This is a genomic window from Comamonas koreensis (assembly GCF_021026195.1).
Lineage (GTDB): Bacteria > Pseudomonadota > Gammaproteobacteria > Burkholderiales > Burkholderiaceae_C > Comamonas > Comamonas koreensis.
In genome coordinates this window covers 63,497-76,929 of the sequence record NZ_JAJNCT010000010.1, presented here as the reverse complement: position 1 = coordinate 76,929, position 13,433 = coordinate 63,497, and the positions used below count along the sequence as shown (strand labels likewise).

Below are 13,433 nucleotides of genomic sequence, written 5' to 3'. Positions count from 1 at the left end.
CCCACCATTGAAATAGAGAACCGGAGAACGTATGTTGAAAGCCTACCGCGACCATGTGACTGAGCGTGCCGCTCTGGGCATCCCCCCACTGCCGCTGGATGCCAAGCAGGTCGCTGACTTGATCGAACTGATCAAGAACCCGCCTGCCGGTGAAGAAGCATTTCTGCTCGATCTGCTGACCCACCGCGTGCCGCCAGGCGTGGACGATGCCGCCAAGGTCAAGGCTTCCTTCCTGGCTGCCGTGGCACATGGCGACCTGAAAGTGGCGCTGATCTCGAAGGCCAAGGCCACCGAGCTGCTGGGCACCATGGTAGGTGGTTACAACGTTCATCCGCTGATCGAGCTGCTCGATGACGCAGACGTGGCCGCCGTGGCTGCCGATGCGCTCAAGAAGACGCTGTTGATGTTCGACTTCTTCAATGACGTCGCTGACAAGGCCAAGGCCGGCAATGCCAAGGCCAAGGAAGTGATGCAAAGCTGGGCCGATGCCGAGTGGTTCACGTCGCGTCCCGAAGTCGAGAAGAAGATCACCGTCACCGTGTTCAAGGTGCCCGGTGAGACCAATACCGACGACCTGTCGCCTGCACCAGACGCCTGGAGCCGTCCCGACATTCCTCTGCACTACCTGGCCATGCTGAAGAACACGCGCCCTGACGCGGCCTTCAAGCCCGAGGAAGACGGCAAGCGCGGCCCGATGCAGTTCATCGAGGACCTGAAGAAAAAGGGCCACCTGGTCGCCTACGTCGGCGACGTCGTCGGCACCGGTTCTTCGCGCAAGTCCGCAACCAACTCCATCATCTGGGGCACGGGCGTCGACATTCCTTTCGTGCCCAACAAGCGCTTTGGTGGTGTCACTTTGGGCGGCAAGATCGCTCCCATCTTCTTCAACACGCAAGAAGACTCGGGCGCGCTGCCAATCGAAGTGGACGTCTCCAAGCTGGAGATGGGCGACGTCATCGACGTGCTGCCCTACGACGGCAAGATCGTCAAGAACGGCGAGACCATTGCCGAGTTCTCGCTCAAGAGCGATGTGCTGCTGGACGAAGTGCAAGCCGGTGGCCGTATCAACCTGATCATAGGCCGCTCGCTGACCGCCAAGGCGCGTGAAGCGCTGGGCCTGCCCGCATCCACCGTGTTCCGCCTGCCCCAGGCGCCTGCCGAATCCAAGGCCGGTTTCACCCTGGCGCAAAAGATGGTCGGCCGCGCTGTCGGTCTGCCGGAAGGCCAGGGCGTGCGCCCTGGTACCTACTGCGAGCCGCGCATGACCACCGTGGGCTCGCAAGACACCACCGGCCCAATGACCCGTGACGAGCTGAAGGACCTGGCTTGCCTGGGCTTCTCCGCCGACATGGTGATGCAGTCCTTCTGCCACACGGCCGCCTACCCCAAGTCGGTGGACGTGAAGACCCACCGCGAACTGCCCCAGTTCATCAGCAACCGTGGCGGCGTGGCCCTGCGTCCTGGTGACGGCGTGATCCACAGCTGGCTCAACCGCCTGCTGCTGCCTGACACCGTCGGCACCGGTGGTGACTCGCACACCCGTTTCCCGATCGGTATCTCCTTCCCCGCAGGCTCGGGCCTGGTGGCCTTCGGTGCTGCTACCGGCGTGATGCCGCTGGACATGCCTGAATCGGTGCTGGTGCGCTTCAAGGGCGAAATGCAGCCTGGCGTGACCCTGCGCGATCTGGTGCACGCGATTCCGCTGTACGCGATCAAGGCCGGTCTGCTGACCGTGGCCAAGGCCGGCAAGATCAACGAGTTCTCCGGCCGCATTCTGGAAATCGAAGGCCTGCCAGACCTGAAGGTCGAGCAAGCATTCGAGCTGTCCGACGCCTCGGCCGAGCGCTCTGCCGCTGGTTGCACGATCAAGCTCAACCCCGAGCCGATCAAGGAATACCTGACCTCGAACATCGTTCTGATGAAGAACATGATCGCCGACGGTTATGCCGATGCCAAGACCCTGCAGCGCCGTATCGAGAAGGTCGAAGCCTGGCTGGCCAAGCCCGACCTGCTCGAAGCCGACAAGGACGCCGAGTACGCGCACATCATCGAGATCGATCTGGCCGACATCAAGGAGCCAATCGTCTGCTGCCCGAACGATCCGGATGACGCCAAGTTCCTGTCCGAAGTGGCCGGCACCAAGATCGATGAAGCCTTCATCGGTTCGTGCATGACCAACATCGGCCACTTCCGTGCTGCAGCCAAGCTGCTGGGCGGCCAGCGTGATATCCCTGTCAAGCTGTGGGTGGCACCGCCCACCAAGATGGACCAGAGCGAACTGATCAAGGAAGGCCACTACGCCGCCTTTGGTACCGCTGGTGCCCGTACCGAAATGCCCGGCTGCTCGCTGTGCATGGGCAACCAGGCCCAGGTGCGCGAAGGCGCCACGGTGATCTCGACCTCGACCCGCAACTTCCCCAACCGTCTGGGCAAGAACACCAATGTGTTCCTGGGCTCTGCCGAGCTGGCCGCGATCGCATCGCGCATCGGCAAGCTGCCGACCAAGGAAGAGTACCTGAAGGAAATGGGCGTGATCGATGCCGACAAGGCCTCCGTCTACCGCTACATGAACTTCAACGAAATCTCGGAATACGCCGAGGTGGCCGAGAAGATCTAAGCCTTTTGGCCCAAGTGCAGGGGTTTGCAGCCTCTGCCCTTCCAACCCGCTTCGGCGGGTTTTTTTTATGCCATGTATCTAGGTTTTGCGTGCTGCCCCGTGCAAAAAAAACGGAGGTATGCACAATGTTCGCTGGCCGCAGGCTGACGCCTGTGCGTCTGCAGGCCTGGCATGCCAGGTTTATTCGCCCAAGTTTTGAAATGCCCGACTGGAGAAATGAGTCCGATGAAGATGTGGAAATATGTGGTGGCGCTGCTGGTGCCTGGAGTGATGGCCAGTGCCAGCCTGGCGCAAGTGCAGAGTGGTGCCACGGACAGCGCCGCCGCTGCCGAGGTGACGACTGCGCAGGCGACGCCTTGTGACGGCGCCGTGATGTATGCGTTGAACAACTGGTACCAGGTGCAGCGCTGCGAAAGCTCGGGTTTCTTGGTGCCCGAAGAGATTGCCCAGAGCAGCGCCGATTTTCTGGCCGCACACCAGGGCATCGAGCAGGATGTGCGCAGCCAGAGCCCGCGTGCGCAGCAAGCGCAGGCCTTGGCCGGCACCAGCCCCTGGGACTGGAACGACCCGGGCAACCGCAGCACCCTGGAAAACCTCTGCCGCGACACCTTGCAGTCGCAAAAACGCATGGTGAGCGAGCCCAGCTGGCGAGAATCGCTCAGCTGCGCACGCTGATCAACGCACAGCGGGCAGGGCGCCCAAGCGCGCTCTGGCTTTACTCGACTCCCGGACCCTGATGGCTGGCAGCCATCTTTGAGATGGATCTGCCCAGGCCGCCAGGGCCGCGTCGCCAAGGGATCCTCTGCAAAACCCTCGCCAAGCGGGATGGACGCGGATCGGGATGAGACGCAAGGCGTCTTTTGCAGTCAATAGCGAGCTATTGACAAGGAAGACAACGCAGCGGATCGCCCGAGCCCGCGTTCAGACCACGGCAGGGAGTTTTGTAGAGGGTCCCTAGCCCAGGCGCACGTCGAAGTACGCTTCCTCCACGCCAATCCCCTGAAAACCCGCCTGCCGGGCCTTGTCAAAGGCCTTGAGCCAGGCGCGTGCCAGCACTTCTTGCTGCGCAGAGATCTCACCGCCTTCAGCGGCATCGGTGTAGGCGCTCAGGGCCTCCAGCATGTCTTGTTCATCGGGGAAAAACTTGCCGATCTCTCTGGCAAAGCGCGCTTCCGCGCGGTGCTTGAGGGCGGGATCAATGCCGTGGCAATCCTGCAGGCTGATGGCGATCGGGGTAGAGACTTCCATAGATTAGATGACTGTTTAAATAAACAGTGCTTAGTATCTCTGCTAACTGTTTATTTGTACAGTTTTTTATCATTGGCCTATGCACCGCTGTGGCCAGACAGGCACGCGCGGCTATCTCTCGCGGCTCGGGCATTGCACCTTCGGCCAGGCCGGTTTTGCGCAGCGCGTATACAATACGGGCCCCTTGTGCCTGCATACCTTTTTGTGCGCAGGCCATTTTTTCGTAGCCATGGGTTCCCTCGCCCCCATTGACCAAAAAGGAATGTCATGAACTCCGCTCATGCCGTGCAGACCCCTGTGTCGCGCGTGCCTTTCTATCTCTCCGTGCTGGTGGCCTTCCATATCGCCATCGTCATTGCCAGCAACTACCTGGTGCAGCTGCCCATCTCGCTGTTTGGTTTTCACAGCACCTGGGGGGCCTTCAGCTTTCCCTTTATCTTCCTGGCGACGGACCTGACCGTGCGTCTGATTGGCAAGGCCGAGGCGCGCCGCGTCATCACCCGGGCCATGCTGCCAGCGTTGCTGGTGTCATATATCGTTGGCGTCATCTTCCATGAAGGGCGCTTCAACGGCTGGGAGGCCCTGCAGACCTTCAACAGCTTTGTGTTCCGCATTGCGCTGGCCAGCTTTGCCGCCTATGTGCTGGGCCAGCTGCTCGATATCCAGGTGTTTGACCGCATCCGCCAAAAGAGCCATGCCTGGTGGATGGCGCCCGCTGCCGCCTCGGTGTTTGGCCAGGCGCTCGATACCGCCGCCTTTTTCTCCATCGCCTTCTGGCGCAGTGCCGACCCCTTCATGGCCGCCAACTGGGTCGAGATCGCGCTGGTGGACTATGTCATCAAGCTGGCGGTGAGCCTGCTGCTGTTTGTGCCCGCCTATGGCGTGGTGCTGGCCGCCCTGGTGCGTTCGATGCGCATGCCGACGGCAGCGACGGCTGCGCCCTGACCCGGCACATCCGTTGGGCCGAGGGGCTGACGGGATGCTCGCCAAGCAAAAGGCCGCCAGAATCAAATCTGGCGGCCTTTTGCTTGGGCGCTGCTCAGCTTCAGGTCTGGCTTTGCAGGTAGTTGGGCAGTCCCATCATGTTGATCAGGCTGAGCTGCTTTTCCAGCCAGTAGGCATGGTCTTCTTCAGTGTCGCGCAGCTGGGCCAGCAGAATGTCGCGGCTCACATAGTCGCTGTGCTTCTCGCACAGTTCCATGCCCTGGCGCAGGCCGGCGCGTACTTCGTATTCGGTGTCCAGGTCCTTTTGCAGCATCTCGGGCACGGTGGCGCCGGGCGTGAATTCCTTGGGGCGCATATCGGGGCGGCCACCGAGCATCAGGATGCGGCGCAGCAGCGCATCGGCGTGCTGGGTTTCTTCCTGCATCTCATGGTCCAGGCGGGTGAACAGCTTGGTAAAGCCCTGGTCTTCGTAAATGCGCGAGTGGGCAAAGTACTGGTCGCGTGCGGCCAATTCGCCACGCAGCAGGTCCTTGAGGTAATCGACAACGTCGGGATGGCCTTGCATGTTCTTGTTCTCGGTAAAGTTTGCGAAGCCTGCAGTATCGCGTGTCTGTGTGGCCTTGGTTGCGAAAGCAGCCAAATGCCCATGTGGCACCGCTCTGGATGCGGGCTGTAAGCAGATGCATTCGCATTGCCTATGCGCCCAGCGCAGACGCGGCCAGGGAATGGGCCGCGATAGTTCTGGCAAGATCAGAGGTTTTGAAGGGAGCAACATGAACCCATCCGAAGCCTGGCAAGCGCAAGTGCACCCCATTGACCCGGCGGTGCGCGCCGATATCGAAGCCAAGCTGGCGCAGATCGAGATTGAGCACCAGGTGCGCATCCTGTTTGCCTGCGAGTCCGGCAGCCGGGGCTGGGGTTTTGCATCGCCCGACAGTGACTACGATGTGCGCTTTATCTACGCGCCGCGCCTGCCTTGGTACCTGAGCGTCAGCGAGCAGCGCGATGTGATCGAGCTGCCCATCTCCGATGTCTTCGATGTCAACGGCTGGGAGCTGCGCAAGGCGTTGGGCCTGCTCAAAAAGGGCAATGCCACCTTGATCGAATGGTTTGATTCGCCCGTGGTCTACCAGGCCGATCCGCTGTTTGTTGCCGACATGCGAGCGGCCATCGAGTGCGTGCACCTGCCCGAACGCACGCACTACCACTACCTGCACATGGCGCGCAAAAACTACCGCGAGTACCTGAAGGGCGAGACGGTGCGGTTCAAGAAATACCTCTATGTGCTGCGCCCGCTGCTGGCCTGCCTGTGGGTGTCCGAAGGCCGGGGCGTGGCGCCGATGCGCTTCCAGGACCTGGTCGATGGCACCGTCGTCGACCCGGCCGTGCGCGACGCGATTGCGGCACTGCTGGTGGTCAAGCGCGCGGCCAACGAGTCCGAGCATGGCCCCGCAATGCCAGTGCTCAATGCCTTTATCGAGACCACCTTGGCGCAGCTGGAGGCCGCCCCCGTGCCGCAGACGCCGAGTGTGGACTTTGCGCCGCTTGATGACTTGCTGCTGCGCACCGTGCTGAGCGGCCATACCGCTTGATCAAGCGCCTTGCGCCACCGCCTGCACGGCCGATTGCAAGCTGAGCAGCAGCTTGTGCACCAGCGGGTTGTCCGGCTGGCTGCGCCAGACGGCGAGCAGCTCGGACTGCGGCTGCTCGCCCAGCAGCGGTATGAACACCACACCGGGCATGCCCACGCGCTGCAGTGCGGCCGGCACAATGGCCGAGCCCTGGCCCAGTGACACCAGCGACAGCACCGACAACCAGTGCCGCACCTCGTGCCGCACCTCGGGCGCAAAGCCATGGGCCATGCACATCTGGTAGATGCGCTGGTGGTAGAGCGGAGAGACGGCGCTGGAGAACAGCACCAGGCGCTCGTGCTTGAGCTGCGCCAAATCCAGCACCGCATGGCTGGCCAGCGCATGCTGGCGCGGCAGGCAGGCCACAAAGGGCTCCTGCATCAGCAGCTGGCTGCGCAGGCCTTCGGGCAGCATCACCGAATGCACCAGGCCCATGTCCAGCTCGGCCTGCTGCAGGCCCAGCAGCTGCTCGGCGCTGTTGAGCTCGCGCATGTCGATGCGCACCTGCGGATGCGCGCTCTGAAAATGGTCCAGCGCCTGGGGCACGCCCCGGTACAGCGCTGAGCCGACAAAGCCCAGGCGCAGATGACCGCTGACGCCCTGGCCCACATCCCGCGTCTCCTGCACCGCCTGCCCGGCCAGCGCCAGCAGCTGGCGCGCGCGTGGCAGCAGGTGGGCGCCGGCGGCGGTCAGGCGCACGCCCTTGCTGCTGCGCTCAAACAGCGCGGCACCGATTTCTTCCTCCAGCTGGCGGATGGCGACCGACAGCGGCGGCTGCGAGATGGACAGGCGCTGGGCCGCACGGCTGAAGTGCAGCTCTTCGGCCAGGGTTGCGAAGTAGTTCAGCAGCCGCAGCTCCATGGGGTGCTCCTAACTATATTTAATACGTATCGATAAAGATTTTAATAATATTTGACGCGAATAGCAGCGGCTGCTGAAATGGCGCAAAACCTCGCGACCAGAGCGCGAACCCACGCAGAAAACACGCGTAACCACGCGGGCCGGCAGCGCAGTCCCTCCCCGAGCACCTCGCTGCCAGCCCCGCCATCAGGAGACCCGCATGTCCGCACCGGACCCATCCCAGCGCAGCGCCATGGCGCAGGTGGCACAAGCCCATGACCACCCCGTGCCCGATCGCCACGGCAGCAATTTCTACAGCACCGACCCGGCTTTGCAGCAGCTCTTGCAGCTTTACCTGCCCGCCGATCTGCTGGCCCATCTGCAGCCCTATCTGCAACGCATGGGCGAGCTGGCCGGCGGCCGCATCGACGAACTGGCCAGCATCGCCGACAAGAACCCGCCCACGCTGGAGCACCGCAGCCGCGCCGGTGAAGACCGCCAGCGCATCATCAAGCACCCGGCCTATGAAGAGCTGGAGCGCATCGCCTATGGCGAATTCGGGCTGCAGGCGATCTCGCACCGTGACGACATGCTGGGCTGGCAGGGCAAGATGCCGCCCATCGTCAAATATGCGCTGACCTACCTGTTCGTGCAGTCCGAGTTTGGTCTGTGCTGCCCCTTGTCGATGACCGACTCGCTGACCCGCACGTTGAAGAAATTCGGTGCGCCGGAGCTGGTCGCCAAGTACCTGCCGCAGCTGCTGTCGCTGGACTGGGACAGCCAGGCCCAGGGTGCCATGTTCATGACCGAGCAGGCCGCCGGCTCCGACATCTCCAATACCCAGACACTGGCCCAGCCGCAGGCCGATGGCAGCTGGCGGGTGACGGGCGACAAGTGGTTCTGCTCCAACCCTGATGCCGAGTTTGCGATGGTGCTGGCCCGTGTGGAAGGCGCGCCCGCTGGCATGAAGGGCATCTCGCTGTTCCTGCTGCCCCGCAAGCTGGACGACGGCAGCCAGAACCACTACCGCATCATTCGCCTCAAGGACAAGCTGGGCACCAAGTCGATGGCCAGCGGCGAGATCCGCATGGAAGGCGCTATTGCCTACCTCATCGGCGAGCAGGGCCGGGGCTTTGTGCAGATGGCCGATATGGTCAACAACTCGCGCCTGTCCAACGGCGTGCGCTCGGCCGGCATGATGCGCCGCGCTGTCGCCGAGGCCGAGTTTGTGGCCAGCGAGCGCGTGGCCTTTGGCAAGCGCCTGCAGGATATGCCGCTGATGCAGCGCCAGCTGGACAAGCTGCGCGTGCCCGCCGAGCAGGCGCGCTCGATGGTGTTCCAGACCGCGCAGACCCTGATGCGCTCGGACGCGGGTGACAAGGAGGCCTATGCGCTGCTGCGCATCCTCACGCCGATGATCAAGTTCCGCGCCTGCCGCGATGCGCGCAAGGTGACGGGCGACGCGATGGAAGTGCGCGGCGGCTGCGGCTATATCGAGGAATGGACCGACCCGCGCCTGGTGCGCGATGCCCACCTGGGCTCCATCTGGGAAGGCACCAGCAATATCGTCGCGCTCGATGTCGTGCGCGCCATCCAGCGCGAAGGCTCGCTGCCGGTGCTGCAGGCCTATCTGCAAGGCCTGCTGGCAGACTGCCGTATCAGCGCAGGCTACCGCCAGGCCTTGGATGCCGCATTGGCCCGCGCCAGTGCGCTGGCCGAGCATGCCGCGCAAGACGGCGGCGCGGTGCTGGCCCGCCAGGCCGCCACCGGTCTGTACAACTGCACCACTGCCATTGCGATGGCCTGGGAAGCCGGCCAGATCGCATCGGCCGAGCGCCTGCGCCTGTCGCAACTGGTGCTGCTGCACCGGGTGCTGCCGCGCGATCCGCTGGCCAGCGAGGCCATTCCGCAGGATTGGCTGGCCTGATTCGCAGACCGGCAGAGACACCCCTTAACAAGCAGGCAGCAGACCTGCATCCCTCAATACATGGAGACAAAATGCAAAAATTTTCCTTGAACGCGGCGGCAATCGCCCTCGCTTGCCTGTCCGGGTTAGGTATGGCATCGGCGCAGGCCGCTGAGAAATTTCCCGACCGCCCGATCATGTTCACCGTGCCCTTCCCACCCGGTGGCCCCACCGATGCGATGGCCCGCATTCTGGCGACAGAGCTGACGCGCGAGCTGGGCCAGAGCGTGGTGGTGGAGAACCGCGCAGGCGCTGGCGGCAATATCGGCGCCGAGTATGTGGCGCGCGCCAAGCCCGATGGCTACACCATCATGTTCGGCACCTCGGGCCCGCTGGCGATCAACAAGAGCCTGTATAAGTCCATCAGCTACGACCCGCGCACCAGCTACGCGCCCGTCATCTATGTGGGCTACCTGCCCAATATCCTGGTGGTGAAGGCCAGCCTGCCGGCCGACAACGTGCAAGGCTTGATCGCGCTGGACAAGGCCCATCCCGGCAAGCTCAATTTCGCGTCATCGGGCAATGGCGCTTCATCGCACCTGGCCGGGGTCATGTTCAACAACCTGGCCGGCACCAAGCTGCAGCACATCCCCTACAAGGGCACGGGCCCGGCGCTCAATGATTTGCTGGCGGGACAGGTCGACATGAGCTTTACGGATATCCTCACGGCCATGCCCTATATCAAGGCTGGCAAGGTCAAGCCGCTGGGGGTGGCCACCGCGCGCCGCTCCAGCGCCTTGCCCGACATCCCCACCGTGGCCGAGCAGGGCATGGCCGGGTATGACGTGAGTGTCTTCTTCGGTGTTGTGGCCCCCAAGGGCACGCCGCCCGAGCGCGTGCAGGTGCTCAACCAGGCCTTCTCCAAGGCGCTGGATTCGGACAGTGTGAAAAAGGCCTTTGCCGCGCAGGGCCTGGAGGCATCGCCCGATCGCTCGCCTGCCTACCTGGGGCGCTTCATCGCCACTGAAGTGGACAAATGGCAGGCAGTGGTTCAGCAGTCGGGTGTGACGCTGGACTGACCAATCGGAAAACGGACCATGACAACAACACAGGCGACCAATGTTGGCGCTTTGCAGGGCATCAAGGTGCTCGATCTCTCGCGCATTCTGGGCGGGCCGCTGTGCGGCCAGATCCTGGGCGACCATGGCGCCGATGTGCTCAAGGTCGAGCCGCCGCAAGGCGACGACACGCGCAGCTGGGGCCCGCCGTTCCGCGATGGCGTGGCCTCGTACTACCTGGGGCTCAACCGCAACAAGCGTGTGCAGTTCATGGACCTGGCCAGCGCCGAAGGCCAGGCCCAGGTGCGCGCTTTGATGGCGCAGGCCGATGTGGTGGTCGAGAACTTCAAGACCGGCACGATGGAGAAATGGGGCATTGGCTACGAGCAGATGCAGCAGCAGTTTCCGCACCTGGTCTGGTGCCGTGTCACCGGCTTTGGTGCCGATGGCCCGCTGGGCAGCCTGCCCGGTTATGACGCCGCCATCCAGGCCATGGCCGGGCTGATGAGCATCAACGGCGAAGCCGATCGCGATCCGCTGCGTGTGGGCCTGCCCGTGGTCGACATGGTCACCGGCCTCAATGCCGTCATCGGCGTGCTGCTGGCGCTGCATGAGCGCGGCCGCAGCGGCCTGGGCCAACTGGTCGATGCCTCGCTGTATGACGCGGGTATCTCGCTCTTGCACCCGCATGCCGCCAACTGGTTCATGAACGGCAAGATCCCCGGCCGCTCCGGCAATGCCCACCCCAACATCTACCCCTACGATGTCGTGAACACCGGCAAGGCGCCGATCTTTCTGGCCGTGGGCAATGACCGCCAGTTCCGCCTGATGTGCCAGCACCTGGGGCAGGAAGCCCTGGCTGACGACAGCCGCTTTGCCACCGCCGGCCAGCGCTCGGTCAACCGCGATGTGCTCAAGCCGCTGCTCGAACAAGCCTTTGCCGCGCATGATGGCGTGCAGCTGGCCGAAGACCTGATGGCCATCGGCGTGCCCGCCGCGCCGGTGCTGAATGTGGAGCAGGCCTTGCAAGCCCCGCACACCGCGCACCGCGAGATGGTTGTGAAGATGGGCGACTACACCGGCCTGGGCGCCCCGGTCAAGCTGAGCCGCACCCCTGCGTCTTACCGCTTTGCGCCGCTGACCGAAGGCACCGCGTTCCTGGATGCCGCCAACGACCACTGATCTGCACCGTCAACCCCAAAAATGGCCCATGCCTGCGCACTGCAGCATGGGCCTTTTTGTGGGTGGGAGGGCGGTGCTCAGTCCAGCAGACGAATGCCCGTGCGCTGCACAAACTCCTCGTAGCTCAGGGGCTTGCCGGCCTTGGCCGATGGCTGGTTGTCCTGCAGATGCACCCAGCGCTGGCCGGTGGCCGGGTCGTAGACCATCTTGAACACGGCATCAGGCACCCAGACCTGGCCTTCGCCAATGGTGCGCTGCTGCTTGCCAAACACCGGGCCGGTGATGACAAAGACATCGCCCTTGGCGCGGCGGATATAGCGGCGCGTGTCCTGCTCGATCTGCGACCAGGGCTTGCCGTTCTGGGTCGGGTTCTGCGGCACCATATTGGCCAGCGAATAGCTTTGGGCCTTGCCGAACTTGGTGCTCATGTCACCAGCGGCCGCCATATGGCCACGGCTGAGGCCGGAGCGCTTGTAGTCCGACAGCTGGGCGCGTTCGCGCTCGGGCAGGCGCGCTTCAGGGTAGAACTTGTCGCTGCGCTTCAAGTCCTTGGCCTGCTCCAGCATGCGGGCGTTCAGGCGCTGGGCCACAAAGATCGGCGTCTTGGTCTGGCCCGAGTGCAGCACCGCAAACTCTTCAAAACACAGCGGGCGCAACTGGCCGTAGGCGTTGGTGCTGGGCGGCTTGCCCGAGAAGAACTGGGGGCAGTCATCAAAGCCTGCAGCCAGGGCAGGGGCGGCGGCGCACAGCAGCACTGGCGCCAGGTAAACAGAGAGGCGAGAAAACATAAGCGCGCAAGTGTTGCACAAGATCGGCCCGCCGGGCGCAAAGGCCGGGCAGGCCGTCGGCTATGCGGGGCTTGGCTGCGTTGCTTGCTGGCAGTTAATGCGCTGCTTCTTGCAAAAACGTCCATAGCTGCAGCGCCTGGGGCGGCAGCTGGGCCGGGTCGCGGCAGGCCAGCACCAACTGGCGCGCGGCCCAGTCGACGCTCAGCGGCCGCAGGCGCAGCCGGGCCTGGGGCCAGCGCAGGGTGGCGCATTCGGCTGCAGTGCGCGGCACCAGCGCAGCGCCCAGGCCCATGGCGACCCAGTCGCACAGGGCTTCCAGGTGCGGGGCCAGTGCGCGGTAGCGCAGGGCGACCCCTGCCTGCAGCGCCTGCGCGGCCATCAACTGGTGCAGCGCATGCTGGGGCAGCAGGCCGAGCAGCGCAATGTCCTTGAGGTGGTTCAGCTGCACATCCTGGGGCAGGGCGGCCAAGAGCCGCGTCGGGCCCAGCAGCACCAGCGGGTCATCGCGCCAGACCTGGGTGTGCAGGCTGCCCGCAGGCACGGCGTTGGAGAGCACACCCATATCGGCTTCACCGGCCATCAGCGCGCGGGCAATCGCATCGCTGGTGCATTCGCGCAGCTCCAGGCGCAGCTGCGGGTTGGCCTGCATAAAGGCGCCCAAGGGTGCAATCAAATGCTCGCTGATCGCCGAGGTATTGGCCAGCAGCTCGATGCGCGTGCCCAGGCCCTGGCCAAAGGCCTGCATGTCGCCGGCCAGCTGCTCCATCTGCAGCAGCATGCGGCGCGCATGGGGCAGCAGCACGGCACCCGCTTCGGTCGCTGTGACCCCACGCTTGCTGCGGTGGAGCAAGGGCGCGCCCAGCACCGTCTCCATGCCCCGGATGCGCTCGCTGGCCGATGCCAAGGTGATATGGCAGCGCTCGGCCCCCTGGGTGATGGTGCCGGACTCCAGGGTATGGACAAATAGGCGCAGGTCTTGCAGGTCAAAGCGCATGGCAGAGCGGAAACTGGATCGTGGGGGATGCGACATGGTAGCGGGCTGCCGCGATAGTGGCTATGGATTTTCCGTAGTGATCATTCGGAAGGCATTGCCGTTGAAGGGATCGAGCCGCATTCCTATGGAAAAGAAGAATGCTTTGGTCTCTGTACCCCTCACATGGCAGGATACCGCGCTGTGCATGCGGCTGGCGACCGCTAACCCCCCTGCGCTGGGGTATG

General features: G+C 63.8%; 12 protein-coding genes. 7 read left to right on the top strand and 5 right to left on the bottom strand.

Translation table 11 applies throughout. The features are described 5' to 3' along the window. Window positions 1-31 precede the first annotated feature (31 nt). A complete protein-coding gene (acnB, locus tag LPW39_RS10825; RefSeq protein ID WP_230774494.1) occupies window positions 32-2,617 on the top strand; it encodes a bifunctional aconitate hydratase 2/2-methylisocitrate dehydratase in 2,586 nt (861 codons plus the stop codon). A 225-nt stretch (window positions 2,618-2,842) separates the two neighbouring features. Then, window positions 2,843-3,292, top strand: coding sequence for a hypothetical protein (locus tag LPW39_RS10820; RefSeq protein WP_230774493.1), 450 nt, complete (start codon window positions 2,843-2,845; stop codon window positions 3,290-3,292). 279 nt (window positions 3,293-3,571) lie between these two features. On the opposite strand, the gene LPW39_RS10815 is transcribed toward LPW39_RS10820, so the two are convergent. Then, window positions 3,572-3,865, bottom strand: a complete 294-nt coding sequence (locus LPW39_RS10815) for a hypothetical protein (RefSeq protein WP_208301112.1) — start codon at window positions 3,863-3,865, stop codon at window positions 3,572-3,574. 267 nt (window positions 3,866-4,132) lie between these two features. Between LPW39_RS10815 and LPW39_RS10810 the strand changes: the two genes are divergently transcribed. Further along, complete coding sequence (locus LPW39_RS10810) at window positions 4,133-4,810, top strand: 7-cyano-7-deazaguanine/7-aminomethyl-7-deazaguanine transporter (RefSeq protein WP_230774491.1); 678 nt, start codon at window positions 4,133-4,135, stop codon at window positions 4,808-4,810. Between the two features lie 100 nt (window positions 4,811-4,910). On the opposite strand, the gene bfr is transcribed toward LPW39_RS10810, so the two are convergent. Then, window positions 4,911-5,375 carry a bacterioferritin gene (gene bfr / locus LPW39_RS10805; protein WP_133858588.1) on the bottom strand — a complete coding sequence of 155 codons (465 nt, stop codon included), beginning with the start codon at window positions 5,373-5,375 and terminating at the stop codon, window positions 4,911-4,913. A 208-nt stretch (window positions 5,376-5,583) separates the two neighbouring features. Here bfr and LPW39_RS10800 point away from each other — a divergent pair, with 208 nt between their 5' ends. Then, window positions 5,584-6,402, top strand: coding sequence for a nucleotidyltransferase domain-containing protein (locus LPW39_RS10800; RefSeq protein ID WP_230774489.1), 819 nt, complete (start codon window positions 5,584-5,586; stop codon window positions 6,400-6,402). Here LPW39_RS10800 and LPW39_RS10795 read toward each other — a convergent pair whose 3' ends face one another. After that, on the bottom strand, window positions 6,403-7,302 hold the full coding sequence (locus LPW39_RS10795) for a LysR family transcriptional regulator (RefSeq protein ID WP_230774488.1): 900 nt from the start codon (window positions 7,300-7,302) through the stop codon (window positions 6,403-6,405). Between the two features lie 199 nt (window positions 7,303-7,501). Here LPW39_RS10795 and LPW39_RS10790 point away from each other — a divergent pair, with 199 nt between their 5' ends. From LPW39_RS10790 to LPW39_RS10780, 3 genes are all read left to right on the top strand, one after another. Continuing rightward, complete coding sequence (locus tag LPW39_RS10790) at window positions 7,502-9,208, top strand: acyl-CoA dehydrogenase family protein (protein ID WP_230774486.1); 1,707 nt, start codon at window positions 7,502-7,504, stop codon at window positions 9,206-9,208. A gap of 131 nt (window positions 9,209-9,339) precedes the next feature. After that, a complete protein-coding gene (locus LPW39_RS10785) occupies window positions 9,340-10,266 on the top strand; it encodes a Bug family tripartite tricarboxylate transporter substrate binding protein (RefSeq protein WP_230775459.1) in 927 nt (308 codons plus the stop codon). A gap of 18 nt (window positions 10,267-10,284) precedes the next feature. Next, the gene (locus LPW39_RS10780; RefSeq protein ID WP_230774484.1) at window positions 10,285-11,427 is read left to right on the top strand and encodes a CaiB/BaiF CoA transferase family protein; all 1,143 of its coding nucleotides are present in this window, start codon (window positions 10,285-10,287) and stop codon (window positions 11,425-11,427) included. 77 nt (window positions 11,428-11,504) lie between these two features. Here LPW39_RS10780 and LPW39_RS10775 read toward each other — a convergent pair whose 3' ends face one another. Then, entirely contained in the window at window positions 11,505-12,215 is a 711-nt protein-coding gene (locus tag LPW39_RS10775; RefSeq protein WP_230774482.1) for a DNA/RNA non-specific endonuclease, read from the bottom strand. 94 nt (window positions 12,216-12,309) lie between these two features. After that, entirely contained in the window at window positions 12,310-13,245 is a 936-nt protein-coding gene (locus LPW39_RS10770) for a LysR family transcriptional regulator (protein WP_230774480.1), read from the bottom strand. Between the last annotated feature and the right edge of the window lie 188 nt (window positions 13,246-13,433).